This window comes from Streptomyces sp. NPDC026500 (assembly GCF_055567635.1).
In genome coordinates this window covers 33,256-58,357 of the sequence record NZ_JBVHQB010000006.1, presented here as the reverse complement: position 1 = coordinate 58,357, position 25,102 = coordinate 33,256, and the positions used below count along the sequence as shown (strand labels likewise).

Genomic DNA, 25,102 nt, shown 5'->3' with positions numbered 1-25,102 from the left:
GGCCCAGCGCGTCCGGCTCCTCCGGCTTCTCCGGCCAGGCCACGGGGTCGTGGTCGCGGCGGCCCCGATCCGACGGAGGCGCCGTCGTGCGTGGCTTTCGCCCCGGTTCACGCGATGGTGTGATCATGTCCTGGCCTGCGGATGTCCGTGCGGGGCCATGGGTAGGGCCCGGCCATGACGCAGCCGTTCGAACTCCCGCACTTCTACATGCCGTACACCGCCCGGCTGAACCCGCACCTGGACGAAGCGCGGGCCCACTCGGTCGAGTGGGCCCGCGGAATGGGCATGCTCGAAGGCTCGGGCATCTGGGAGCAGTCCGACCTCGACGCCCACGACTACGGCCTGTTGTGCGCGTACACCCATCCGGACTGCGACGGACCGGCCCTCTCGCTCATCACCGACTGGTACGTGTGGGTGTTCTTCTTCGACGACCACTTCCTGGAGACCTTCAAGCGCACCCAGGACCGCGCCGGCGGCAAGGCCTATCTGGACCGGCTGCCCCTCTTCATGCCGCTCGACCTGTCGACTCCCGTGCCCGAGCCGGAGAATCCCGTCGAGGCGGGACTCGCCGACCTGTGGGCGCGCACGGTGCCCTCGATGTCCACCGAGTGGCGCAGGCGGTTCGCCGTCTCCACGGAGCATCTGCTCAACGAGTCGATGTGGGAGCTGTCCAACATCAACGAAGGGCGGATCTCCAACCCCGTCGAGTACATCGAGATGCGCCGCAAGGTGGGCGGCGCCCCCTGGTCGGCCGGGCTCGTCGAGTACGCGACCGCCGAAGTGCCCCCGTCCGTCGCCGAGTCGAGGCCGCTGCGCGTCCTGATGGAGACGTTCTCCGACGGTGTCCATCTGCGCAACGACCTGTTCTCCTACCAGCGCGAGGTCGAGGACGAGGGCGAACTCAGCAACGGAATCCTCGTCCTGGAGACGTTCTTCGGCTGCACGACACAGGAGGCCGCCGAGACCGTCAACGACATCCTCACCTCACGGCTCCACCAGTTCGAGCACACGGCGCTCACCGAGGTGCCCGCACTGGCTGTGGAAAAGGGGCTCACCCCTGCGGAGGTCGGCGCCGTCGCCGCGTACGCACAGGGTCTCCAGGACTGGCAGTCCGGCGGCCACGAATGGCACATGCGCTCCAGCCGCTATATGAACGAGGGCGCCGTCGAGGAAGCGCGGCCCCTCGGCATGAGCGGGTTCGGCACCTCCGCCGCCGACGTCGGGGCGCTGCTCTCCGCGGCCGGCGCCGAGCGGCTGCGCGCGTACACCCACGTCCCGTTCCAGAAGGTCGGCCCCTCCCAACTCCCCGACTTCCACATGCCGTTCGAGGTCACCCTCAGCCCGCACCTCGCGGGCTCCCGCGACCGCCTCGTCACCTGGATGCACGCCACGGGCATGCTCCAGGAGGGCGTCTGGGACGAGGACAAACTCACCGCCTACGACCTGCCGCTCTGCGCCGCCGGCATCCACCCCGACGCGACACCCGAGGCCCTCGACCTCAGCTCGCAGTGGCTGGCCTGGGGCACCTACGGCGACGACTACTACCCGCTGCTCTTCGGCAACCGCCGCGATCTCGCCGCCGCCAAGCTGACCACCGCGCGCCTCTCCGCCTGCATGCCCGTCGACGGCGAGGAGGTCCCCGTCCCGGTGAACGGCATGGAACGCGGACTGATCGACCTGTGGCGGCGCACCACCGCGGAGATGACCCCGGACGCCCGGAGCACCCTGCGCGCGGCCGTGGACGTGATGACGGAGAGCTGGCTGTGGGAGCTGTCCAACCAGATCCAGAACCGCATCCCGGACCCCGTCGACTACCTGGAGATGCGCCGGGCCACCTTCGGCTCCGAACTCACCATGGGCCTGTGCCGCCTCGGCCACGGCCCCGCCGTCCCGCCGGAGGTCTACCGCAGCGGCCCCGTCCGCTCGCTGGAGAACGCGGCCATGGACTACGCGATGCTGCTGAACGACGTCTTCTCGTACCAGAAGGAGATCGAGTACGAGGGAGAGGTCCACAACGGCATCCTCGTCGTGCAGAACTTCTTCGGCTGCGACTATCCCACGGCGCTCGGCATCATCCATGACCTGATGACCCAGCGCATGGAGCAGTTCCAGCATGTCGCCGCCCATGAACTGCCCATCCTGTACGAGGACTTCAAGCTCTCCGAGGAGGTGCGCGGGATCATGCAGGGCTATGTGGTGGAGCTGCAGAACTGGCTGGCCGGAATCCTGAAGTGGCACCAGGACTGCCGCCGTTACGGCGCGGCGGACCTGGCCCGCCGCGCCCACGGCTTCGTACCGGACCAGGCGTCCGCGCTGCCGTTCGCCTGGCGCGCGGAACCCGTCGCGCTCTGACCGGTCCCGACGGCTTCCGGACACCGCCGGACTTGCCGCCCCGCGCTCCCGCAGACCGGTTTCAGCTGCGGGACCGCGGCCCGGTCTTCTTCCCGCGCTCCCGCCGCTCGGGCACCCCGCATGCCATAGGCGGCATGGCCGCCTTCAGCCGGCGGATCCCGGCGTACCGCATCCGCGCACCCGCCCCTGCCGTCGCGGGCCACGGGCTCACCCTCCTGCCGCGCACCCCCGCGCGGGCGTGGCCGGAGGGGGCGGCGGCCACGGCGGACCGGCTTCTCGAACGGCGACGACAGTCTCACTCGTTAGGGAATCGTCGCGCGCCGGAGCGAGGGGTAGAGCAAGAGCCGAAGGCGGTCCGTAGAACATCTGCCGGAGGCGATTCATGGAACAGACCGCGTTGCGTCCCAAGCCGATGCCCGGTCGGAACCCGGGCGGCGCGCGTCCGTCCGGCGGCGACCGACCCTCCGACGGCGCCCGTCCGCCCGGCGGAACCCGGCGCCCGCACGCCGCGCGGCGCCGCGGCAGGCGGCTGATCACCCTGCTGTTCGGCCTGTTCGTCGGGACGGTCCTTGTCCTGTCCGGCGTGGGTCTCGGCACGGTCGGCGCGACCGTGATCGGCATGAGCAGACTGGCGGACCTTCAGCAGCAGGCCGGTGCGGCCGGGCACCCACGGCAGCCCTCCGCCGGCTCCGGAGCGCCGACGCCCGGCGGGTCCGGCGCGCCGCGGCCCGGCGGCTCCACGACGGAGTCCGGCAGCGGCAGTCCGATCCTGTCGGGGGAGTCCGAGCGGCAAGCCGCACGGGGGACTCTCGGGGTCGAGGCCGTCGACGCCCCGGACGGCGGGGGCGCGCTGATCGTCGGGGTGCACCTCCCCGGTCCCGGCTACACCGCGGGCCTGGTACGCGGTGACGTCCTGCTCGCCTTCGGCGGGACAGCGGTCACCTCGGCCGCCGACCTCGCGCGCGCGGTGGCGGCCGCGCGGCCGGGCAAGGAGGTCACTCTCCGCGTGCGCCACGCGAACGGCAGCCGCCGGCACCTGCCCGCGGTTCCGGGCATCGTGACCTGAGGCGACCTGACCGGACAGCCCCTCCGCAGGCCGCGGCGCCCTGCGGGCGCGGCTCCCGGTTCTGCCCGGCGCGGTGAAAAGGGGCTGGTCAAACGGGCCGCGGCCCGTCACGATGGCCGGATGCTGAGCACCCTCGTCGCCTTTCTCGGCGCCTGCACCCTGATCGCGGCCTCGCCCGGACCGAGCACCGTGCTGATCATCAAACGGTCACTGGGCAGCAGGCGGTCCGGCTTCCTGACCGTGCTCGGCAACGAGACGGGGGTCTTCCTGTGGGGCGCCGTCGCCGCGTTCGGTCTCACCGCGCTGCTCGCCGCCTCCGAGATGGCGTACGACGTCATGCGGATCGTCGGTGCCGCGGTGCTCGTCGGCTTCGGCGTCCAGACGCTGTGGCAGGCGCGCCGCTCCAAGGGCGCCGGTGACGGCGGCTGGGAGGGCGCGGAGAAGAGCGGCTGGGCGTCCTACCGGGGCGGGCTGCTGCTCAACCTCGCCAACCCGAAGGCGGCCGTCTTCGCGATGTCCTTCCTGCCGCAGTTCGTGCCCGAGGGCGCCCCGCATCTGCCCGCCATGCTCGGCCTCGCCGCGCTCTGGGCGGCCTACGAGGTGGGCTACTACGGCCTCTACGTGTGGTTCGTCGGCCGGATGAAGACCGTCCTGTCCCGGACGGGCGTGCGCCGACGCCTGGAACAGGTCTCCGGAGGCGTCCTGCTGCTCCTGGGCGCCCGCCTCGCCCTGGAGAGCTGACCCGGGCCGGCGCGACCGGCTCGCGCACACCCCACCGGAAGGGCAGGATGCTGCCGTAGCCCCCTGGGGAACTCCGGACACACGGAGGCATGGATGACCGCCGCCACACCCGCGCCCTTCACCGCCGACGACTACGAGGCCCGTATGCGGCGCGCCGCCGAGGCCGCGGCCGGTGCCGGGCTCGACGGCGTCCTGGTCGCGCCGGGGCCCGACCTGGTGTGGCTGACCGGCTACCGCCCGGTGGAGACCGAGCGGCTCACCCTGCTGGTGCTGCGGGCAGGCCATGACCCGGCCCTCGTCGTGCCCACCCTGGAGGCCCCCGACGCGGCCAGGTCGGCCGGCGCGCCCGCGCTGACCCTCCATGAATGGACCGACGGCACGGACCCCTACGACGTGGCCGCGGCTCTCCTGGAACGCACCGGCCGCTTCGGCGTCAGCGACAACGGCTGGGCCCTGCACCTGCTCGGCCTCCAGAAGCGGCTGCCCGACAGTCGCTACACCGCGCTCACCGACGCCCTGCCGATGCTCAGGGCCGTCAAGGACGCGGCGGAACTGGAGCGGCTCGCGGCCGCCGGAGCCGCCGCGGACGAGGCGTTCGAAGAGATCAGGAAGGTCCGCTTCGCGAGCCGCCGGGAGTCGGAGGTCTCCCGCGACCTCGCGGATCTGCTGCGCCGGTTCGGGCACTCCCAGGTCGACTTCACCATCGTCGCCTCCGGCCCCAACGGAGCCGACCCGCACCACGAGGCCGACGAGCGCGTCATCGAGGACGGCGACATGGTGGTCCTGGACTTCGGCGGCCTCAAGGAGGGCTACGGCTCCGACACCTCCCGCACGGTCCACGTCGGTGAGCCGGACGACGAGGAACGCAAGGTGCACGACATCGTGCGCGAGGCCCAGGAGGCCGGGTTCCGTGCCGTGCGGCCCGGAGTCGCCTGCCAGGACATCGACCGCGCGGCGCGCGCCGTCATCAAGGACGCCGGGTACGGCGAGTACTTCATCCACCGCACCGGGCACGGCATCGGCGTCACCACCCACGAACCGCCCTACATGGTCGAGGGCGAGGAACAGCCCCTGGTCCCCGGCATGTGCTTCTCCGTGGAGCCGGGCATCTATCTGCCCGGCTGCTTCGGGGTCCGTATCGAGGACATCGTCACGGTGACCGAGGACGGCGGACGCCGGCTCAACACCACATCCCGCGAGATGGTGATCGTCGACTGACGTGCGTCCACCGACCGCGCGGCAACCGCTTCGCCCCCGCACCCGGACGACAAGGGCGCGACCATGAGCCAGACACCGACACCGACCCCGACACCGGAAACCGTCCGTCGGCTGGTCCTCGCCCTGCTCGCCGACGACACCGCACCGGGCCCGGGACCGGACGTGCGGCCCGTCGGCGAGGAGGGCGGGCGCTTTACGTGGTGGGTGGGCCGACGCCATGTGCTGCGGCTCGCCCGGGACCACGAGGCCTCCCTGCGCCAACGACGTGAGCTGCGGCTGCGCGATCTGATCCGCCCGCACATCGGGGTCGCCGTCCCCATGAGTGTCGCGCGGGGCGAGTGGGCGAGCGGACTGAACTACACCCTGGACACCTTGGTGCCCGGCGCGTCCGGCGAGGAACAGGCCGTCTCGGCCCTCGGCGAGGCCGACCTGGCGGGGCTGCTGACCGGGCTGCGCGACGTCCCCGTACGCCAGGCCGAGACGCTCGGGGTGCCGCGCACCCCGCCGCGCTCCCTGGAGGCCCTGCGCGCCGCCGCCGTACGGGCCGCCGAGCGGCTCCCCGCCGAGGAGTTCGACCCCGCGCGGTTCGACCAGCTCGCCGCGCCCGCCGCCGTCCAGCTCGGCGCGCAGACCGGCGCCGCGGTCCTCGTGCACCACGGACTCCTGGGCGAACACCTCGTGGTCAGCCGCGACGGGCGGGTGCGGGGCGTTCTCGACTGGACCGGCGCGGTGATCGGCGATCCGGCCGAAGACATCGCCGGGCTCGCCGTCGCCGTCGGCGCCCCCGCGGCCGTACGTGCCGCGACCCTCGCCGGATACAGCGCCCGCCCCTGCCTGCGCGGTCTGTGGCTCGCCCGCTGCGACACCGTCATCCGGCTCGCCGACCGTCTCCGCAGCCGTGACGACAGTCAACTCCCGCTCATGGATGCCCAGTTGGGGCGGGCCTGGGAGTCGATCCTGCTGGAGCGGGTCACGGACCTGCGGGACGGAACGGAAGAGCTGCCCTAGGGGCGCGCCCCCGCGGGGAGGCCCGTGGGGGAAGCCCGCGGGGCAGGCTCGGAGGGGGAGGCCCGCGGGGAGGGCGCGTCCCGCGGGCCTCGCCCACGCAGCGGGTGCCTCAGGCCTGGGTCAGCACCACGCACGACTCGCCCGGCACGTACAGCACCCCGTCGGGGCCCGGTGCCTCGACCGGCTCCCAGGCCGCGAGGACGCGCGCCTGGCGGATGCCGAGGGGAATCGCCGCGGGGTCCTTGGCGAGGTTCACGGCGATCCGGACGTCCCCGCGCCGGAGGGCGAGCCAGCGGGCGCCGGGGTCGTGGGCGACCCTGACGGCCGCGAGATCGGGGTCCGAGAGGTCGGCCTGGCGCCGGCGCAGGGCGATCAGCTCGCGGTACCAGGTCAGCACGCGCGCGTGAGGGGCCGCTTCGGGCTCCGACCAGTCGAGACAGGAGCGGTCCCGGGTCGCCGGGTCCTGCGGGTCCGGCACGTCCTCCTCGGCCCAACCGTGCGCCGCGAACTCCCGCCGCCTGCCCCGCCGTACGGCCTCCGCGAGCTCGGGGTCGGTGTGGTCGGTGAAGAACTGCCAGGGCGTGCCGGCACCCCACTCCTCGCCCATGAAGAGCATCGGCGTGAACGGCGCGGTGAGCGTCAGCGCGGCGGCGCAGGCCAGCAGCCCGGGGGAGAGGGAGGCCGAGAGCCGGTCCCCCTGGGCGCGGTTGCCGATCTGGTCGTGGGTCTGCGCATAGCCGAGCAGCCGCTGCGCCGAGACGCGGGCGCGGTCGAGCGGGCGCCCGTGATGCCGCCCGCGGAAGCTGGAGTACGTGCCGTTGTGGAAGTAGCCCGATGTCAGCGTCTTGCTCAGGGCCGTGAGCGGGGCGTGCGCGAAGTCCGCGTAGTAGCCCTGCGCCTCGCCGGTCAGCGTGGTGTGCAGCGCGTGGTGGAAGTCGTCGTTCCACTGCGCGTGCAGCCCGAGACCGCCCTCCTCGCGGGAGGTGATCAGGCGCGGGTCGTTGAGATCCGACTCGGCGATCAGGAAGAGCGGCCGGCCCAGGTCGGCGGCGAGCGCGTCCACGGCCGTCGACAGCTCCTCCAGGAAGTGCAGCGCCCGGGTGTCCCGCAGCGCGTGCACGGCGTCCAGACGCAGTCCGTCGAGCCGGTAGTCGCGCAGCCACGCCAGGGCGCTGCCGACGAGGTACGCGCGCACCTCGTCCGAGCCGGGCGCGTCGAGGTTCACCGCCGAGCCCCAGGGCGTCTGATGGGTGTCCGTGAAGTAGGGCCCGAACGCGGGCAGATGGTTGCCGGACGGGCCGAGGTGGTTGTGCACGACGTCGAGGACGACTCCCAGGCCGAGTTCGTGCGCCCGGTCGACAAAGCGCTTCAGCGCCTCGGGGCCGCCGTACGGCTCGTGAACGGCCCACAGGGAGACACCCTCGTACCCCCAGCCGTGCCGGCCGGGGAACGGGCACAACGGCATCAACTCGACGTGTGTGATGCCCAGTTCCGCCAGATGTCCCAGCCGGTCCGCCGCCGCGTCCAGTGTGCCCTCGGGCGTGTACGTGCCCACGTGCAGCTCGTAGAGGACCGCGCCCGGCAGGGCGCGTCCGGGCCACTCGGCGCGCCACGCGTACCGCCCCTGGTCGACCACGGCGCTCAGCCCGTCGGGGCCGTCCGGCTGGCGGCGCGAACGGGGATCGGGCAGAACGGGACCGTCGTCCACCGCGAACCCGTAGCGCGTCCCTTCCGGCGCGTCCGCCTCGCCCGTCCACCAGCCGGCCCGCCCGGGATCGCGGTCCAACGCGCTCGTGACACCCGCGCGATGGAGTGTCATCCGGTCGGCCCGCGGTGCCCACACCTCGAATCGCACAGCCGGTTCCCCCTTGTCAGTTCGCCGTGACCCAACCCGTCCATGGTGCTTCACAGGAGATCAATTCGCTTCAGGATCCACCCTTTTGCCGCGTGTTCGTCGCCCTTTGGTCGCGCGAACGGCCGCACCCGGCCCCACCAGCCATTTCCTGGTCTTCTGGACACCCCGTCGTTACTGCCCGACAATCACGAACGTGACGTCGTCCTTCGAGTTCCACACGTACCCCGCGCGGCTGTCCGACGCGGAGCGCGACCGGGCGCTCAAGTCCCTCCGCGACGGCGTCGCCCTCGGCCGCCTTTCGCACGACACGTTCATCCGCCGCATGGAGCTGGCCCTGTCCGCCCGCCGGTCCGAGGAACTCGCCGTGCTCACCGCCGACCTGCCCACCGGCGACGAGCCCGCCGGGCGCCGCTGGTCGAAGCTGGTGTTCGGCACCGTGGAGGCCGTCTCCGGCTTCACCGTACGGCTGCGCAGGGCCTGGCAGGCCGAGCGGCTGCCCAAGCTGCAGTTGCCCCACGCCGGCAGCCCCTATCCGCTGCGCATCGGCCGCGATCCGGCCAGCGGACTGCGCCTCAACCACGAGACGGTGTCCCGGGTGCACGCCGAACTGCATCGGCAGGGCGGCGTCTGGGTGCTGCGCGACCTCGGCTCGACCAACGGAACGACCGTCAACGGGCGGCGCGTCATCGGCGCGTCCGTCGTGCGGGACGGCGACCAGATCGGCTTCGGCCGGATGATGTTCCGCCTCGCCTCCGACTGAGCCGCGGTGCCGCACGCCGTGCCCGGGGAGTCCCGGCGCGCCCGGTGACCGGTCCGTCGGCCGGGATTCGCCCGTGGATTCCCCAACATCCTTCGCGTCCCGCGGTGTTGACGTACCTCCCCAGTCGTGACTGACTGTGCGTACATCATGCACATCAGGTGAACCGATGGCGCCGTCCGAGTGGAGGTGTGCTCTGCCGCCCCTCCGCCGCTACCCGACCGTGGACGAACTCGCCGTCCGCGCCGCCGCGCTGGTGGCCCGGCGCCCCGACAGCGCCCGGCTGCGCCGCGTGGGCACCTCCCGGGCGGGCACGCCGATGCTGCTCCTGTCCGTCGGACACGGCAGCCGCCAGGTCCTCGTCGTGGCCGGACCGCACGCCAACGAACCCGTGGGCGGCGCCACAGTCCTGCGGCTGGCCGAACGGGCGCTCGCCGACCCCCGGCTGACCGAGGGCGCGGACGCCACCTGGAACCTGCTGCTCTGCCTCGACCCGGACGGCTCCCACCGCAACGAGGCCTGGCTCTCCGGCCCTTACACGCTCGGCCACTACTTCCGGCACTTCTTCCGGCCCGGCTTCCTGGAACAGCCCGAATGGCTGCCCGAGGGAGCGGACGGCGCCGTCCTGCCGGAGACCCGCGTCCTGCTCGGCCTCCAGGACGAGCTGAGGCCTTTTCTCCAGTGCTCCCTGCACGGCGTCGACGTGGGCGGCGCCTTCGTCGAGCTGACCCGCGACCTGCCCGGCCTCGCCCAGCGCGTCGCGCACAGCGCGGCCCGCCTCGGCATCCCGCGCGAACTCGGCCCGTACGACACCCTGTACTGGCCGACGCTCGGCCCCGCGGTTTACCGCGTCCCGCCGCCGCGCAGAGGAGATCTGGCCGCCGCCATCACGGAGGCCGCGGTCGATTCCACCTGGTTCCACCCGCAGCCGCACGGCACGGTCACCGCGATCGTCGAGGCGCCCATGTGGGGTGTCGGCGCCGTGGAGGACCCGGCGCGCCCCGCCGATCCCGACGCGCTGCTGCGCTCCGTCAGCCGTACGCTGCGGCACGACACGGGGGTCCTGGAGGACATCCTGGCCCGGGTCCGGCCCGGCCTCGGCAGCTCGCCGGACGTGACCTGTCTGCTCGCGCCCGTCGACGACTATTTACTGGTCGGCCCCGGACTCGCCGACTCCTGGGACCCCGACGTGCGGGACGCCGGGGCGCGCGCCCTGCCGTCGCTCGACACCGCGCGACTCACCGCCCTGCGCCTCGCCGGGCGCCGGGTCGCGCTGCGTACGGCCGGACTGCTGCACCAGCTCGTCTCCGGCTCCGGGCAGGACCCGTGCGACGCGCTGCCCGAGCTCGACCGGCTGATCGACGCGTGGTGCGCCGACTACCGCGACGGCTGCGGGGCCCGCTGGATACCGGTCGCACGCCAGGTCGAATACCAGGCGCGCGTGGTGCTCGCCGCGTTCGAACTCGCCGGGCGCGGCACGAGCATGCGCTCCCGTTCGAGTGACTCCGGCTGGACCGCGCAGACCGCCGTGCCGATGCACCGGGAATGACGAAAACCCTTCAGGCGATCCGCGTCGGCCTGCTCGTCCCGCTTGCGCTCCTCGCGGCGGGCACTGCCCCGGCGGCCCACGCGGCACCCCGACACACCCTGCCCGGCAACTGGCTCCGCCTCGCCGTCACCCGGGGCGACGCCCGCTCCAGCGACACCCGCGGCGTCCTGCTGCTCTGCGACCCGCCCCAGGGCCACGCCCACGCGGCGCGGGCCTGCCGGCAACTCCGCGCCGCCGGGGGCGACCCCGGCCGTATCCCGCGCCGGTCCGGCGCCATGTGCCCGATGCTCTACGCACCGGTCACCGCGTCGGCGTACGGCGTATGGGACGGCCGCCGGGTCGACTACACGCACGCGTTCTCGAACTCCTGCGCGATGGGGGTCGCGACGGGCGCGGTGTTCGACCTGTCGAGTTGACTCAGGCGGCGCGGTCGCGCGCGTGACGGGCGGCCGCCACCACCGTACGGGCCTGGTGCTCGACCTGGTTCTCCAGCGGCACCCAGCGCGCGCGGAAGCGTTCGGCGAAGGCGTCGCTCCAGCCGGCGACCAACTGTTCGAGGTGGGGTACCTCGCGGTCGTCGGCCTCGCGGAGCACACGCAGCAGCATCGAGGCGGCCCGCAGCGGGATCCGCCGGCCGAACGCGTCGACGCTGCCCACGTACGCCATCGTCGTGTCCACGGGGAGCGACTGCGACCAGTCCGCGGCAAGTCCCGGAACCAGCTCCAGCGCCCACTTCGCGGCCCGCAGAAGAGGCCCGTCGGGTCCCCGCAGCCGGGGCAGCGCCCGTCCGAGCACCGCCTCCACCTGGTACGCGTCCGCCAGCAGTCGGTGTGCCAGGCCTCGCATCGCCGCCGCGGGGTCGGGGTGCGGCGCCGGATCGTCCACCAGATCGCTGGCCCACATCGGCACCTCCACGACAGCGGTCAGACCGCCGTACCGGTGGGCGTGGTACCAGGTGCTGTGCCGGGCGTCGTCCGGCATGCTCGGGTACGCCGTGTCCGAGCCGGGCGCCGGCATCACATGGACCCCGGGCCCGGAGGCGGGCCAGCCCGCGGCGTCCGACGCGGCCGTCTCGACCGGGATGTGCAGCTCCGCCGCGGACTTGGCGAACGGCTCCGCGAGGCCCGGGATGTCCTTGGTCAACTGCACCCAGCTGCCGCCGAGATCGGTCCCGTGCAGCGTCACCTGGAGGTAGGGCCGCACTTCGTCGATGACCCCGGTCAGCGCGCGGGTCTCCGGCGGCAGCCGGTCGGGCGGCAGGACGGAGGGCGACCACTCCGGCTGCTCGGGTCCGGCCGGGCGGAAGAAGCCCAGGTGGTACTCGAGCAGGGTCCGCGGCGCGGGCGTCACATGGAGGCTGGCTCCGTCGGGGTCCGCGCAGAGCAGAAAGTGCCAGGAGGTGTCCCGTCGCAACTCCCGCTGGCGCAGCACACGTTCGGCCAAGGACAGCAGCGTCGAACCGCCCGTCGGTTCATTGGCGTGGGCCCCGGCCACGACGAGGACCGCGCGCCGGGCGTGGCCGACGGACAGCAGGTGGAGGGGTCTGCCCGCACGGGAGGCACCCACTTGTCTGAGAAGGCACAGGTCGGGTCGATGGGCCGCCAACGCCCAGGCGGACGAGACGATTTCGGTCACACTGGGGTAGCGCAACTCCGGCAGGTGACTCACCCCCGACTTGTCCGCCCTGCGTCGCTTTTGGCAGTACTCCACGGTCTCGGGGAACTGTCAAGGATGCGACGGGGCGGCTCCGAGGGGCGCCAGGTGGCATTTTCCCCTGGCAACAGGCGTTGGCGGGTACGCGAGCTTTCCCCTCCGGATCGGACAGCGTCCCGCAGGCCTGCGGAGAACCGGGGGCGGAGGCCCGGAACGGGCGCTCGGGAGGGGGTGACCGGCGCACGCGTGCGCCACGGGCGGCCATGCCGGGGCGAGGCACGCGATTCACCCGAACGGGTGCACGGGAACTGCGGTTCCGGGCAGGCGGTGGTCGACTCGGAACAACCGCGCGCGGGTCCGGCGCGCAGACCCGAGGTGGTGGCCCGCGGTGCTGTGTCCTCACGGCCTTCCCGGCGAAGGCGGCCCGACGGCGATACCGGCGGGCCCCCCGGCCGCCGGCCCGCCCCCGGCCGTCGCGGGCCCGCCGCCGTCCGCGCCCGCCGCAGGTGCGCCGCCCAGGCGCGTCGCGGCCCTGCGTCCGTCGCCGCCCGTCATGGGCAAGTCGTCCCTGACGGTAGAGGGCTCGCCGCCGTCCCTGACGGTAGAGGGCTCGCCGCCGTCCCTGACGGTGGAGGGCTCGCCGCCGTCCCTGCCGGTCATGGGTGCGCCGTCCCGGCCCGTCGCGGCCCTGCGTCCGTCGCCGCCCGTCGTGGGCGAGCCGTCCCCGACGGTAGAGGGCTCGCCGCCGTCCCTGCCGGTCATGGGTGCGCCGTCCCGGCCCGTCGCGGCCCCGCGTCCGTCGCCGTCCGGCATGGGCAAGCCGTCCCTGACGGTAGAGGGCTCGCGGTCGTCGTCGCCTGCCGCGGGCGAGCCGCCGCCGGTCGTCGCGGACCGGCGGCCGTTCCCGCCCGATACGGGCGCGCCGCCCCCGCTCCTCGGGTGCCCGGCGCCGCCCCTCGTACCGGGGTGTCCTTCGCCGGTGACGCCGGTGACCCTGTTCGCGCCGTCGTGTCCCTCCTCCGACGCGCCGTACGTGCCCGCGCGTGTGGCGTCCGCGCGCGTGAGCGCTCCGCCGAGTCTGCTCGATCCGGGTACCGAGCGCGATCCCCATCCGCTGTACCGCACCCTGCGCGGAAACTTCCCCCTGGTGTACGACAAGCCGTTCGGCGCCTGGCTGATCAGCAGGTACGGCGATGTGCGCGCCGCGCTCGCTGACCCGCGGCTCGTCGCGCCGTCGCCCGGACCCGCACCGGCCCGCCGGGAGGCCGGCACGCACGGCACGCACGGCACGCACGGCACGTACCGGGCCCTCGTCTCCTCGGCGCTCGGGGACCGCGTGTCGGCCGCTCTGGCAGCGGGCGTCGAGCGCACGGCGTACGTCCTCGCCCGTCGCCTGGTGTCCCGTCAGGAGGCCGATCTCGTCGCCGAGTTCTGCCAGTGGCTGCCCGCCGCCGCGGCCGTCGCCGCGCTCGGACTGCCGTACGAGGACACCGCGCGCGTGCACGCCTGGTGCCGTACGGGACTCGACCACCTCGGCGGCCGGCGTCCCGGACTCGACGCCTACCTGCGCCCCCACATCGTCCGCCGTCGTGCCCACCCGGGCGACGATCTGCTGTCCGCGCTGTGCACGGCACGGCCCGACGGACGTCCGCTGCCGGACGAGGCCGTGACGGACCTGGCCGGGACGGTGCTGGGCGCGGCCGGCGAGACGACCGCACGCGCGCTCGCGTCGTTCCTCGCCAACCTTCTCGACCATCCGGGCCAGTTGGACCTGATCCGGGCCCGTCCCGAGCTGACGGGCGGCGCCTGGGCCGAGTCGCTGCGCCGCGATCCGCCGCTGCAGATCGTGCCGCGCCGGGCGCTCGAACCGATCGGCCCGATACCCGAGGGCGCCACCGTGGCGTGCCTGCTCGGTGCCGCGGGCCGCGACCCGGGGCGCTTCGCGGACCCGGACCGCTACGACGCCTTCCGCGCCGACCCGGGCGAGCTCGCGTACGGCTCGGGACGGCACTTCTGCCTGGGCGCCCCGCTGGCCCGGCTGACGGCGGAAGGCGGTCTGCGCGCCCTGCTGACCGTCCTGCCGGACCTCCGCAGGGCCCCCGGGCCCCGGCCGCGCGCCGAGGGTCTGATCAGCCGGTCTCCCCGGACCCTGCCGGTGTGTCCGCGCTGACGCGCTCCAGCAGCACGACGGGCGACCTCCCGAAGAGGTCCGCCACGCGCGCGTGCCCCGTGAACTCCCGCTCCGGCGCGTCCGGGGTGATCACATCGGCCCACCGCCCGCCGGGGAGCGCGAGACGGGTGTCCCGCCAGCCGCCGACCTCGGCCAGCCCCAGCGAAAGCCGGGTGACGGCCGTGATCGCCTCCCCCGACCGCGCGAACGCCACACAGTGCTCGGCGCCCGGACCCTCGGCCGCCAGCGGCGCGTACGTCGCCGCGTCGCCGAAGACGCCGGGCCGCCGGGCGCGCAGCCGCAGCGCGGCGACCGTGAGCGCCACCTTCTCCGCGGACAGGTCGCGCGGCGCGAACGCCCCCCGGTTGTCCGGGTCCACGAGAGCCCGGTATTCGTCCTCGGTGCCCTGGTACACGTCGGGGACCCCGGGCATCGTCAGATGGACCAGGGCGGCCCCCAGGACGTTCGCCCGCACATGCGGCGCCAGGGAGGCCCGCAGAGCGGCCACGCGCCGTCCAGGAGGCCCGCACGGCCCGTCGGTGACGAACGCCGCCACCGCGTCCTCGTACGCGGGATCCCGCTCCGTCCAGGCGGTGCGCGTCCCGGCCTCCCTGATGTGCTTCAGCAGGGCGTCCCGGACCCGCTCAGCGTAGGCCTCGCCCCCGTCCTCCGGCTCGCCCCCGTCCTCGCCGGTGGCCGGGCCGAGGCCGAACACCGTCTGCCACGCGGCCCACGCCACCTGAGGGTCGGGCGTCCCCGCTCCCTCGTGGGTCACCTCCGCCAGGACGTCGGACCAGGCTTCCGGGCACTGGGTGAGCACCGAGACGGCGGCGCGCACGTCCGCGCTGCGTTTCGTGTCGTGGGTCGACAGGACGGTTCCGGTGGCGGGCCAGTCGCGCTGCACGCGCGCGCAGTACGCGTGGAAGTCCTCCGGGGACACGGCGGGGCTGCCCGGGTCGCCGCCCACCTCGTTCGCGGACAGCAACGGCACATAGCGGTAGAACGCCGTGTCCTCCACGGACTTGGCCCGCAGCGCCGACGACGTCTGCGCGAACCGGGCCCGGAACCCGGCCGCCCCGGGCCCGTCGCCGTCCCGCCCGAGCACCAGATCCCGTACGACATCCACGGCGTGCGCCTCCTCGGGCACCGTGAACGCCGTCCTCGCCTCGGCGGCGGCCCGCTCGGTGACCACCAGGGACGCGTCCGTGGACGGATAGGGCCGGTACACCTCCAGCCGGACCAGGAGCTCCCGCAGCGCGGCGCCCAGGGCCCAGGGGGCGTGGTCGCGCAGAGCCGGGTCGGGGGAAGCGGCGCACAGCGCGCTCACCTCGCGCGTGAGGCGCTCGACCTCCGCGGCCAGCTCGTGCGTGACCACCTTGTACGCCGCCCGGCGCACCGTGCTCTCCCAGTGGCCGCCCCGGTCGGCCTGCGGGCCCGCGAACCGCCGGTAGCGGCCCAGGAGCCGGCTCGCGCCCGCCGCGTCCGTGAAGAGGCCGTCGACGTGCCGCAGCGCGTCGTAGCCCGTGGTGCCCGCTACGGGCCACGCGCGCGGGAGCGGTTCACCGTCCGCGAGGATCTTCTCGACCACCGTCCAGCGGCCTCCGGTCGCCTCGTGCAGCAGGCGCAGATACGCGTCCGGGTCCGCCAGCCCGTCCGGGTGGTCGACGCGCAGTCCCTCGATCACACCGTCGTCGAGAAGCTCAAGGATCTTCGCGTGGGTCGCCGCGAACACCTCCGGGTCCTCGACACGCACCCCGATGAGCTCCGAAATGCTGAAGAAGCGCCGGTAGTTGAGCTCCGTGCGGGCCAGCCGCCACCACGCCGGGCGGTACCACTGGGCGTCGAGGAGGCGGGGCAGCGGCAGCTTCTCGGTGCCCTCGCGCAGCGGGAACACGTGGTCGTAGTAGCGCAGTATGTCGCCGTCCACCTTCAGGTGGCCGATCTCGGCGCCGAGGCGGTCCCCGAGCACCGGCAGCAGGAGCCGGCCGCCCTGGGCGTCCCAGTCGATGTCGAACCAGCGCGCGTACGGCGATGCGGGGCCCTCGCGCAGCACCTCCCACAGGGCGTGGTTGTGGCGCGGGGCCATCGCCATGTGGTTCGGCACGATGTCCACGACGATGCCGAGGCCGTGCGCCCGCGCGGTGCGCGCCAGGGAGCGCAGCCCTTCCTCACCGCCCAGTTCGGCCCGCACGCGCGCGTGGTCCACCACGTCGTAGCCGTGCGCCGAGCCGGGGACGGCCTCCAGGACGGGGGACAGGTGCAGGTGGGAGACGCCGAGCGAGGCCAGATACGGCACCGCCGCCTCGGCACTCCGGAAGGGGAACTCCGGCTGGAGCTGCAGCCGGTACGTGGCGGTCGGCACGACGGGAACCACCGGGCCGGGGACGACCGAGTGCGCGATCGCCGGTTCGGGACGCTCAGGTGTCATGGGAACCTACGTACCCGCCCGGCGGGAATTCCTGTCATCGGCTCCCGCAGATGGGCCCGTACGCGGTCCGTTCCGGCTGCACGGCCGACTTCGCCGCCCCCTCGGGCGTCCTGTCGGCGGCGCGCCGACGACGTACACCGAACCGGAAGAACCCCGCCGCCGCCACGCGCGCGTGCGCCCCACGGCCGGCCCCGGCGGCGGACCCGCCGCCGAAACCCGGGCCCCGCGCGCGGGGCCCCGAAGGAAGCCCACGCGCGCGTGACCCGGGAAAGGGACCGCCCTAGGCGGGCCGCTGCAGCACCGTCATGCTCCGGTCGACCAGGGTCAGCCGGTCCCCGGCCTCGACCTTCGCGCCCGTCCCCGGGGCGATTCCCTCCGGGAGGGACGTGTCGACGACGACCTGCCACTGACGGCCGTGGTCGACCGGTACGACGAAGTCCAGGGACTTCGGGGAAGCGTTGAACATCAGCAGGAAGGAGTCGTCGGCGATGCGCTCCCCGCGGGGGCCCGGCTCGGAGATCGCGTTGCCGTTGAGGAAGACGGACAGCGCCCGGGCCTGTGCGGAACCCCAGTCGCGCTGGGTCATCTCCTGACCCTCCGGGGTGAACCACGCGATGTCGGAGAGCTCGTCGTGGGTCCCCTGGACGGGCCGCCCGTGGAAGAAGCGCCGCCGCCGGAAGACCGGGTGGTCCCTGCGCAGCCACACCATCGCGCGCGTGAAGTCGAGGAGTTCGGAGCCGTCCTCCGGCCACGGCACCCAGGCCAGCTCGCTGTCCTGGCAGTACGCGTTGTTGTTGCCGCCCTGGGAGCGCGCGAACTCGTCGCCGTGGCTGAGCATGGGCACGCCCTGGGAGAGCATCAGCGTGGCGATGAAGTTGCGCTGCTGCCGGCCCCGCAGCGCCAGCACGCCCTCGTCGTCCGTCTCACCCTCGGCGCCGCAGTTCCAGGACCGGTTGTGGCTCTCGCCGTCGCGGTTGTCCTCGCCGTTGGCCTGGTTGTGCTTGTTGTTGTACGACACGAGGTCGTGCAGCGTGAAGCCGTCGTGGCAGGTCACGAAGTTGATGGAGGCGAGCGGACGGCGTCCGTCGTCCTGGTACAGGTCGGAGGAGCCGGTCAGCCGGGAGGCGAACTCGGCGAGCGTGCGCGGCTCACCGCGCCACATGTCCCGCACGGTGTCGCGGTACTTGCCGTTCCACTCGGTCCACAGGGGCGGGAAGTTGCCCACCTGATAGCCGCCCTCGCCGACGTCCCAGGGTTCGGCGATCAACTTGACCTGGGAGACCACCGGGTCCTGCTGGACCAGGTCGAAGAACGACGACAGCCGGTCCACTTCGTGGAACTGCCGCGCCAGCGTGGCCGCGAGGTCGAAGCGGAACCCGTCCACGTGCATCTCGGTGACCCAGTAGCGCAGCGAGTCCATGATCAGCTGGAGCACGTGCGGGGAGCGCATCAGGAGGGAATTGCCGGTCCCCGTGGTGTCCATGTAGTAGCGGGGGTCGTCCGCCAGACGGTAGTACGAGGCGTTGTCGAGGCCCCTGAAGGAGAGCGTCGGGCCCAGGTGGTTGCCCTCGGCCGTGTGGTTGTAGACCACGTCGAGGATGACCTCGATGCCGGCCTCGTGCAGCGCCCGTACGGCCGACTTGAACTCCAGGACCTGCTGACCCCGGTCGCCCCAGGAGGCGTACGCGTTGTGCGGGGCGAAGAAGCCGATCGTGTTGTAGCCCCAGTAGTTGTTGAGGCCCATGTCGACCAGCCGGTGGTCGTTCACGAACTGGTGTACGGGCATCAGTTCCAGTGCCGTGACGCCCAGTTCCGTCAGGTGTTCGATGATCGCCGGGTGGGCGAGCGCCGCGTACGTGCCGCGCAGCTCGTCTGGGAGTGCCGGATGCTGCATCGTGAGGCCCTTCACATGGGCCTCGTAGATCACCGTGTGGTGGTACTCCGTCCGGGGGCGCCGGTCGTCGCCCCAGTCGAAGTACGGGTTGACCACGACCGACGACATGGTGTGCGGCGCCGAGTCGAGGTCGTTGCGCTTGTCCGGTGACCCGAACGGATAGCCGTACACCTCCTCGCCCCAGGTGACGGAGCCGGCGATCGCACGCGCGTACGGGTCGAGGAGCAGCTTCGCGGAATTCGCGCGTTGCCCGCGCTCGGGCGCGTACCGCCCGTGCACCCGGAAGCCGTACCGCTGTCCCGGCATGATGCCGGGCAGGTAGGCGTGCCGGACGAACGCGTCGGTCTCGCGCAGTTCCACGGCTGTCTCCGAGCCGTCGTCGTGCAGCAGACACAGCTCAATACGGTCGGCGGCCTCCGAGAAGACCGCGAAATTGGTACCGGCGCCGTCGTACGTGGCACCGAGTGGATACGCCTCGCCAGGCCAGACCTGCATGGATATGACTCTTCCAGTAGTGCCGTGCCCCTGGGGGCGAGTCCGAGCCGAGTCTCCCCGAAAGTGATGGAACCTCCTACGACTCACATCCCTCTTACCCCGCGACCAGGCATATCTCGTATGCCGAACCGGTGGGGCTCAAGCGACTCCTGAGGGCATAGGGGGAGTAGGGGGAAATGTGCGCAAGATAGTGCACCGCCATCTGGGCAAGGTGGTGGCAGGTGCGGCCATCGCGGTGGCCGGGACGGCCGTGATGATCGGCATCACTCTTCCGGGGTCGGCGGGGGCCGACGAATCGGGCGGGGGACTCGGGGCCGGCGGAACCGCGCAGCAGGCGGCGCAGGACGGGCAGGGCGGCGCGGTACGGCCCGGCGTCGTCGAGCGGGCGCCGGCCGAGGGGGAGAATGGCAAGGGCCGTGACCCGCTGACCGACGACGAGATGAAGCGCGTCGAACAGATCGCGGTGAACCGGCAGCTCTTCAATTCCAGCGAGAACGTCGAGGGCGCGCGCGGACCGCAGCGCATCGGTGTCGACCTCACCGAACCCGAGACGGCCGAACTGGACGACCCGAACGCGCCGCGCCGGGCCGACGTCACGTTCTACGACTACAAGGACGACACGCTCGTCACCAAGACCGTCGACCTCGACACCGGGAAGGTCGAGCGGACGGGCGTCCAGCACGGGGTGCAGCCGCCGATCAGCCGCGCCGAGATGACCGAGGCCGCCAAGCTGCTGATCGCCGACCCGCTCGGCGCCGGCCTGAAGGCCGACTTCAAGGACGCCACCGGCAAGGAACTCACGGCGCCCGACCAGCTGGTGCTCAACAGCATGGTCTACCGCGCGACCCCCGGCGCCCAGCCCGGCGCCCTCGCCGCCTGCGGCGAGCACCGGTGCGTACGGCTCTTCCCGAAGGTCAAGAACGGGCCCTGGATCGACAGCCGTGACCTGGTGATCGACCTGAGCGCCCGCAAGGTCGGCAAGCTCGGCTGAGCGCCGCCCTTCTCTCCTTCTCACCTTTCCGCAAGGAGTCACTTCTTCATGCGCGTCAACAGAAACAGCCGTGCCCGCAGCCGGGCGGCGGTGGGCCTTTCGGCGCTCGCCCTGGCCGCCGGCGCGACGACGGCCGCGGGTCCGGCCGTCGCCCAGCCGAAGGCCGCTCCCGCCCCGCCCGCCGACTGCAGCGCGGCGTACCGGATCGAGCAGAAACTCGCCACCGGCACCACCTGGCGGATGTGCTGGCACTACGAGAGCGAGGCCGGGCTCGTCCTGGAGAACATCTCCTACCAGCCCCCCGGCGAGGCCCACCCGATCAAGGTCCTCAGCAGCGCCAAGCTCGCCCAGATCGACGTCCCCTACGACGACGGCTCGGTCGAGTACAGCGACCTGACGGGCGCGGGCTTCGGCCAGGGCCTGGTCGACATGGCCCCCGCCGAATGTCCCGGCGGCGCCATCAAGACGGTCAAGGTCCCCGACGCCTGGGACCCGCAGCACGCGAACGTCAAGGGCCTGTGCACCACGACCCGTTCACGCGGCCACGCCTACCGGATGGAGGCCGACACCGGGAACAAGGTCTTCCAGAAGCAGGGCAAGGACCTGCTCGTCTACACCGTCAACAAGGTCGGCTGGTACGAGTACATCACCGAGTGGCGCTTCCAGGACGACGGCACCGTCAACATGAACATCGGCGCCACCGGCAGCCTGTCGCCCGGTGACTACGACGCGGGCGACGGCCGCGGCTGGCCGCTGGGCAAGGGCGCCAAGGACTACGCCACCAGCCACAGCCACAACGTCTTCTGGCGGCTCAACTTCGGTCTGGACGGCTCGTCCAAGGCCAAGGTCGAGCAGTACGACTCCGTGGTCAGCCCGCCCGCGCACGGCCACGAGGCCCCGAGCAACAAGACCACGGTCACCAAGGTCACCAAGGAACTCGCCGGAGACGCCAAGAACATGCGCTGGTGGCGCATCGTCAGCAACTCCGGCAAGAACAAGGACAATCACGCACGCTCGTACGAGATCGTCCCGGGCGCGACCACCAAGTACCTCGGCCGTTCCTTCACCAAGCACGACGTCTACTTCACCGAGTACAACAAGTGCGAGCAGTTCGCCAGCGACAACCTGCGCAACTGCGGTGCCGGACACGGCACATCCGTCGACAAGTGGGTCGGCGGGCAGACGCTCACCCACCCTGTGGTCTGGGTCAACGTGGGTTTCCACCACATCGCCCGCGACGAGGACCAGCAGCCGATGCCGGTCCACTGGCAGGGTTTCTCCATCGCCCCGCGTGACGTCACCGCTATGAATCCGCTCACTCCGCCGGAGCTGGCGAACCAGAACGGCCATGTCGAACCAAGGTAGTTGAGAAACGACCTGTGCATCGGGCTGCACCGCTCGCCGCTCCCGGAGTACCCTTCCTTGATCGTTGATTGGGGCTTGGCCCCTGGGGAGTGCTCGGGGGAGCGGAAGGCGGTGCGTGGGTGGGCTCGGGAGGGCTGGAGCTGCCTCCTGGTGACGAGAGTCACGAGGGGAACTCCACAGATGTCCCACCCGGCGCGGTGTCCCTGGCACGGCCGATGGAAATGGGATCCATTGGACCGGAACTGGACTGGGGCGCCGACGCCTGGCGCGAGGTGCGTACGCGCGCCCAGCGAGCCGGGCGTGCCTACATCTGGCTGAACCTGGTCGAACAGCGGCTGCGCGCGGTCGTGGCCGCTGTTCTCCGTCCCATCTACGAACCCGTCCATGGCGACGACTGGGTGGTCGCCGCCGCGGGACCGGCCGGCCAGGAGTGGGTGCAGCGCGCCGTCGCCGTGCGCGAAGTCAGCCGCCGTAAGGGGTACTTGCTCGACCCGGCCGACGACAACGTGCTCAGCTTCCTCACGTTGCCCCAGCTGCGCGAGCTGATGGTGCAGCACTGGCCGTGCTTCGAGCCCTACTTCGACGAGCGCAGGGATGTCGAACTCGCGCTGGACGAGCTGGAAGTGACCCGGAACGTCGTGTCGCGCAACCGCGCTCTGTCCGAGGCCGTGCTGGGCCAGGCCGAGCGGGCCGCGGGGAAACTCCTCGAGATCCTCGGCGCCGGGAGCGATGTGCCCTCCGCGCGACGGCTGCCCGTGGACGCCGTCGAGAACCTCGTGGGCGACCGCTACGCGGACGTCGTCGGTGTGCACTCCGACCGGGTGCGGCTGCTGCGCCAGTTCCCGGCCGAGGACCTCTTCGGCGGGGCCCGCCGGCTCGACGCGATCGGCATCGGCCTCAACCTGCTGGTACAGAACTTCTCCGGGCGCCGGCTGGTCCGGCTCGCCGAGTCCGGCTGCCGGACGCGGCTGCTGTTCCTGAACCCCGCGTCCAGTGCGGTCAAGCGACGCGAGCGCGAACTCGGCATCAAGCGCGGTGAGTTGAGCCGAGCGGTCGAGATGAACATCCTGCACATGCGGCGGGTGAGGTCCCGGCTGCGCGACCCGGACGCCTTCGAGATCCAGGTCTACGACGAGACACCCCGCTTCACCGCCTACCTCGTGGACGGGGACGGCACCGACGGCGTCGCGGTCGTGCAGTCGTATCTGCGCCGTACCCGCGGCATGGAGGCCCCGGTTCTGGTGCTGCGCGGCGGAAGCCGCATGCTCAAACCGGACGAAAGCAACGATGAGGGGCTTTTCCCGACCTACCGTGAGGAGTTCGAGGTGGCTTGGGCCGATTCGCGGCCGGTGTCCTGAAAGGCCGTTCTCTGCGGCCGGGTGGAACGCGGTCCTCGGATTGTCAGTGGCTCATGGGATCGTGGAGACCACTGGGGGAAAGCACCACGAAGAAGGGGGGCCACCCATGGGCTGGCACCGGGAGCTGCTGATCGGCTTCGACCTGGAGACGACCGGGACCGATCCGCGCGAGTCGCGCATCGTCACGGGGGCCGTGATAGAGGTCAAGGGCGGAGAGCCGCTGGGGCGCCGCGAGTGGCTGGCCGATCCGGGCGTGGAGATCCCGGTCGACGCCGTGGCGGTCCACGGGATCACCAATGAGCGGGCGGCCGGCGAGGGCCGGCCCGCCGACGAGGTCGCCGACGCGATCGCGGGCGTCCTCGTCACCTACTGGCGGACCGGCGTCCCGGTCGTCGCGTACAACGCGGCGTTCGACCTGACACTGCTCTCCGCCGAGCTGCGGCGGTACGGACTGCCGTCGCTGCGCGAGCGGCTCGGCGGCATCGACCCGGCCCCGGTCATCGACCCGTACACGATCGACCGCTCCGTGGACCGCTACCGGCGGGGCAAGCGCAACCTCGAAGCGGTCTGCACCGAGTACGGCGTGGTCCTGGACTCCGCCCACGACGCTTCGGCCGACGCCCTCGCCGCGGCCCGGCTCGCCTGCGCGATAGCCGGCCGCCACCCCAAGGTCGCGGCCCTCGGCCCCGTCGAGCTGCACCGACGCCAGATCGAGTGGTACGCGCAATGGGCGGCGGACTTCCAGGCCTTCCTGCGCCGCAAGGGCGAGGCGGACGCGGTGGTGGACGGGACCTGGCCGCTGCGGGACCTGGCGGACGAGCGGGTCTGACGCGATCCCGGGGACCGTCCGCGCGCACTCGGCCACCGGCCTGGTGACCCTGGTGACGAGGTCCGGACATGGTGACGGGTCGTTCACGCACACCCCGCCACCGCCGACGTCGTCTACCGACAGTTGCGCCGCGACCTGATCGCCGTCGAGGGCGCCGAACTCCAGACCCTGTACGACGAACACCGCATGGTCATCGAGCCCGGCCATGATGACAAGGTCCGGCCACGGTGAGGTGCGGGCGCGATGACGGTTCGACCACGGTGACTAGGTCCGGACGCGTCGGCGGGGCTGACCACGGTGACGGGTCCGGACGTGCCGACGGGGTCGGGTCAGGGTACGGGGTCCGGTCACACTCGCCGGGGCGTCGGGCGTCGGGCGTCGGGCGTCGGGCGTCGGGCGTCGGGCGTCGGGCGTCGGGCGTCGGGTGACGCCAGGGCCGGGGCCGCGGCGGATGTCCGGCGTCAGGTCAGAACGGGTACCAGCGCACCGTTTCGTCGCCGTCCCGCAACGACGCCACCCGGCGCTCGAACTCGGCCAGCGCTTTGGCGTTCGTCGGCGCGTGCTGGGCGACCCAGGCGCAGCTGGCCGTCTCGCGGGCGCCCCGGAGGACCGAGCAGCCCTCCCACGCGCGGACGTCCCAGCCGTAGGCGCTGGTGAAGGAGTCGTACGCCTCGGCGGGAAGCCCGTAGCGGTCGCGGGAGAGAGCCATGACCACCAGGTCGTGCTCGCGCAGATCGGCGGAGAAGGTCTCCAGATCGACCAGGACCGGGCCGTCCGGGCCGACATGGACGTTGCGGGGCAGCGCGTCGCCGTGGATCGGGCCCGGCGGCAGATGCGGGGTGAGCGCGGCGGCGACCGTCGCGAAGCCGTCGCGCCGCTCCCGCAGATACGCCGCGTCCGCGGGGTCGATCGCGTCGCCCGCGAGACGCAGCCAGCGCTCCACTCCGTCGAGGAGTTCACGGGGCGGCAGGGCGAAGGAGGGGGAGGGCAGCCCGTGCACCACCCGCAGGAGTCCGGCCAGATCGCGCGGCTCGGCGGGGCGGACGGGATCGGGCAGCCGGTGCCACACCGTCACGGGGTGTCCGTCGACCAGCAGTGGTTCGGGCTCGGCGGCCCGTACCGCCGGGACGTCCGACGCGGCGAGCCATGCGGCGATGTCCAGTTCCCGGCGCGCGCGGTCGAGGAGTTCGGCGTCGCGCCCCACCTTGACGACCAGGTCGCCGGCGGCGAACACCGCGTTCTCGCCGAGGGCGAGGAGTGATGCGTCCCGTACTGGCCCCGGCAGTACCTTCGCCGCGGCCAGTACGTCCCGCGCCCGTGCCTCGTCCATCGCTCGCCTCCGTGTCCTCGCGCGCCGTCCGCGGCGCCGTGTA

General features: G+C 72.6%; 18 protein-coding genes. 13 read left to right on the top strand and 5 right to left on the bottom strand.

Annotated elements, in window-relative coordinates; genetic code table 11:
- The first annotated feature begins 174 nt into the window (after window positions 1–174).
- From cyc2 to ACZ4N5_RS13170, 5 genes are all read left to right on the top strand, one after another.
- Window positions 175–2,352 (top strand): germacradienol/geosmin synthase Cyc2, encoded by a 2,178-nt coding sequence (cyc2, locus tag ACZ4N5_RS13190; RefSeq protein WP_467757187.1) that lies wholly within the window; start codon window positions 175–177, stop codon window positions 2,350–2,352.
- Window positions 2,353–2,734: 382 nt separating this feature from the next.
- Entirely contained in the window at window positions 2,735–3,418 is a 684-nt protein-coding gene (locus ACZ4N5_RS13185) for a PDZ domain-containing protein (protein ID WP_467757186.1), read from the top strand.
- 120 nt (window positions 3,419–3,538) lie between these two features.
- Window positions 3,539–4,159, top strand: coding sequence for a LysE family translocator (locus tag ACZ4N5_RS13180; RefSeq protein WP_467757185.1), 621 nt, complete (start codon window positions 3,539–3,541; stop codon window positions 4,157–4,159).
- Between the two features lie 93 nt (window positions 4,160–4,252).
- Entirely contained in the window at window positions 4,253–5,377 is a 1,125-nt protein-coding gene (locus tag ACZ4N5_RS13175; protein ID WP_467757184.1) for an aminopeptidase P family protein, read from the top strand.
- Window positions 5,378–5,440: 63 nt separating this feature from the next.
- Window positions 5,441–6,385 carry an aminoglycoside phosphotransferase family protein gene (locus ACZ4N5_RS13170; RefSeq protein ID WP_467757183.1) on the top strand — a complete coding sequence of 315 codons (945 nt, stop codon included), beginning with the start codon at window positions 5,441–5,443 and terminating at the stop codon, window positions 6,383–6,385.
- Window positions 6,386–6,494: 109 nt separating this feature from the next.
- Here ACZ4N5_RS13170 and treZ read toward each other — a convergent pair whose 3' ends face one another.
- The gene (gene treZ, locus ACZ4N5_RS13165) at window positions 6,495–8,240 is read right to left on the bottom strand and encodes a malto-oligosyltrehalose trehalohydrolase (protein WP_467757182.1); all 1,746 of its coding nucleotides are present in this window, start codon (window positions 8,238–8,240) and stop codon (window positions 6,495–6,497) included.
- Between the two features lie 193 nt (window positions 8,241–8,433).
- Between treZ and ACZ4N5_RS13160 the strand changes: the two genes are divergently transcribed.
- The 3 genes from ACZ4N5_RS13160 (at window position 8,434) to ACZ4N5_RS13150 (ending at window position 10,962) form a co-directional block, all read left to right on the top strand.
- Window positions 8,434–9,000 carry an FHA domain-containing protein gene (locus tag ACZ4N5_RS13160; RefSeq protein WP_467757181.1) on the top strand — a complete coding sequence of 189 codons (567 nt, stop codon included), beginning with the start codon at window positions 8,434–8,436 and terminating at the stop codon, window positions 8,998–9,000.
- 166 nt (window positions 9,001–9,166) lie between these two features.
- Window positions 9,167–10,546 (top strand): M14 family zinc carboxypeptidase, encoded by a 1,380-nt coding sequence (locus ACZ4N5_RS13155; protein ID WP_467757180.1) that lies wholly within the window; start codon window positions 9,167–9,169, stop codon window positions 10,544–10,546.
- Window positions 10,543–10,962 carry an SSI family serine proteinase inhibitor gene (locus ACZ4N5_RS13150; RefSeq protein ID WP_467757179.1) on the top strand — a complete coding sequence of 140 codons (420 nt, stop codon included), beginning with the start codon at window positions 10,543–10,545 and terminating at the stop codon, window positions 10,960–10,962. The genes ACZ4N5_RS13155 and ACZ4N5_RS13150 overlap by 4 nt, the downstream gene beginning before the upstream one ends.
- A 1-nt stretch (window position 10,963) precedes the next feature.
- Here the strand turns inward: ACZ4N5_RS13150 and ACZ4N5_RS13145 are convergent, their stop codons facing one another.
- The gene (locus tag ACZ4N5_RS13145) at window positions 10,964–12,214 is read right to left on the bottom strand and encodes a M14 family zinc carboxypeptidase (RefSeq protein WP_467757178.1); all 1,251 of its coding nucleotides are present in this window, start codon (window positions 12,212–12,214) and stop codon (window positions 10,964–10,966) included.
- A 1,045-nt stretch (window positions 12,215–13,259) separates the two neighbouring features.
- On the opposite strand from ACZ4N5_RS13145, the gene ACZ4N5_RS13140 reads away from it, so the two are divergent.
- Window positions 13,260–14,369: a cytochrome P450 gene (locus ACZ4N5_RS13140; protein ID WP_467757177.1), complete on the top strand. Its 1,110-nt coding sequence runs from the start codon at window positions 13,260–13,262 to the stop codon at window positions 14,367–14,369.
- Here ACZ4N5_RS13140 and treY read toward each other — a convergent pair.
- Together treY and glgX are read right to left on the bottom strand one after the other, a co-directional pair.
- Entirely contained in the window at window positions 14,329–16,797 is a 2,469-nt protein-coding gene (treY, locus tag ACZ4N5_RS13135; RefSeq protein WP_467757176.1) for a malto-oligosyltrehalose synthase, read from the bottom strand. The two genes, ACZ4N5_RS13140 and treY, sit on opposite strands and share 41 nt — an antisense overlap.
- Window positions 16,798–17,077: 280 nt before the next feature.
- A complete protein-coding gene (glgX, locus tag ACZ4N5_RS13130; protein WP_467757175.1) occupies window positions 17,078–19,186 on the bottom strand; it encodes a glycogen debranching protein GlgX in 2,109 nt (702 codons plus the stop codon).
- A gap of 178 nt (window positions 19,187–19,364) precedes the next feature.
- Here glgX and ACZ4N5_RS13125 point away from each other — a divergent pair, with 178 nt between their 5' ends.
- The 4 genes from ACZ4N5_RS13125 to ACZ4N5_RS13110 all read left to right on the top strand — a co-directional run bounded on the left by ACZ4N5_RS13125 (window position 19,365) and on the right by ACZ4N5_RS13110 (window position 23,729).
- Window positions 19,365–20,177: a Tat pathway signal sequence domain protein gene (locus ACZ4N5_RS13125; RefSeq protein ID WP_467757174.1), complete on the top strand. Its 813-nt coding sequence runs from the start codon at window positions 19,365–19,367 to the stop codon at window positions 20,175–20,177.
- A 48-nt stretch (window positions 20,178–20,225) separates the two neighbouring features.
- The gene (locus ACZ4N5_RS13120) at window positions 20,226–21,542 is read left to right on the top strand and encodes a copper amine oxidase (protein WP_467757173.1); all 1,317 of its coding nucleotides are present in this window, start codon (window positions 20,226–20,228) and stop codon (window positions 21,540–21,542) included.
- A 119-nt stretch (window positions 21,543–21,661) separates the two neighbouring features.
- Window positions 21,662–22,900, top strand: a complete 1,239-nt coding sequence (locus ACZ4N5_RS13115) for an SAV2148 family HEPN domain-containing protein (RefSeq protein WP_467757172.1) — start codon at window positions 21,662–21,664, stop codon at window positions 22,898–22,900.
- Window positions 22,901–23,006: 106 nt separating this feature from the next.
- Window positions 23,007–23,729, top strand: a complete 723-nt coding sequence (locus ACZ4N5_RS13110) for an exonuclease domain-containing protein (protein ID WP_467757171.1) — start codon at window positions 23,007–23,009, stop codon at window positions 23,727–23,729.
- A gap of 466 nt (window positions 23,730–24,195) precedes the next feature.
- On the opposite strand, the gene ACZ4N5_RS13105 is transcribed toward ACZ4N5_RS13110, so the two are convergent.
- Window positions 24,196–25,059 (bottom strand): phosphotransferase enzyme family protein, encoded by an 864-nt coding sequence (locus tag ACZ4N5_RS13105; protein ID WP_467757170.1) that lies wholly within the window; start codon window positions 25,057–25,059, stop codon window positions 24,196–24,198.
- Window positions 25,060–25,102 lie beyond the last annotated feature (43 nt).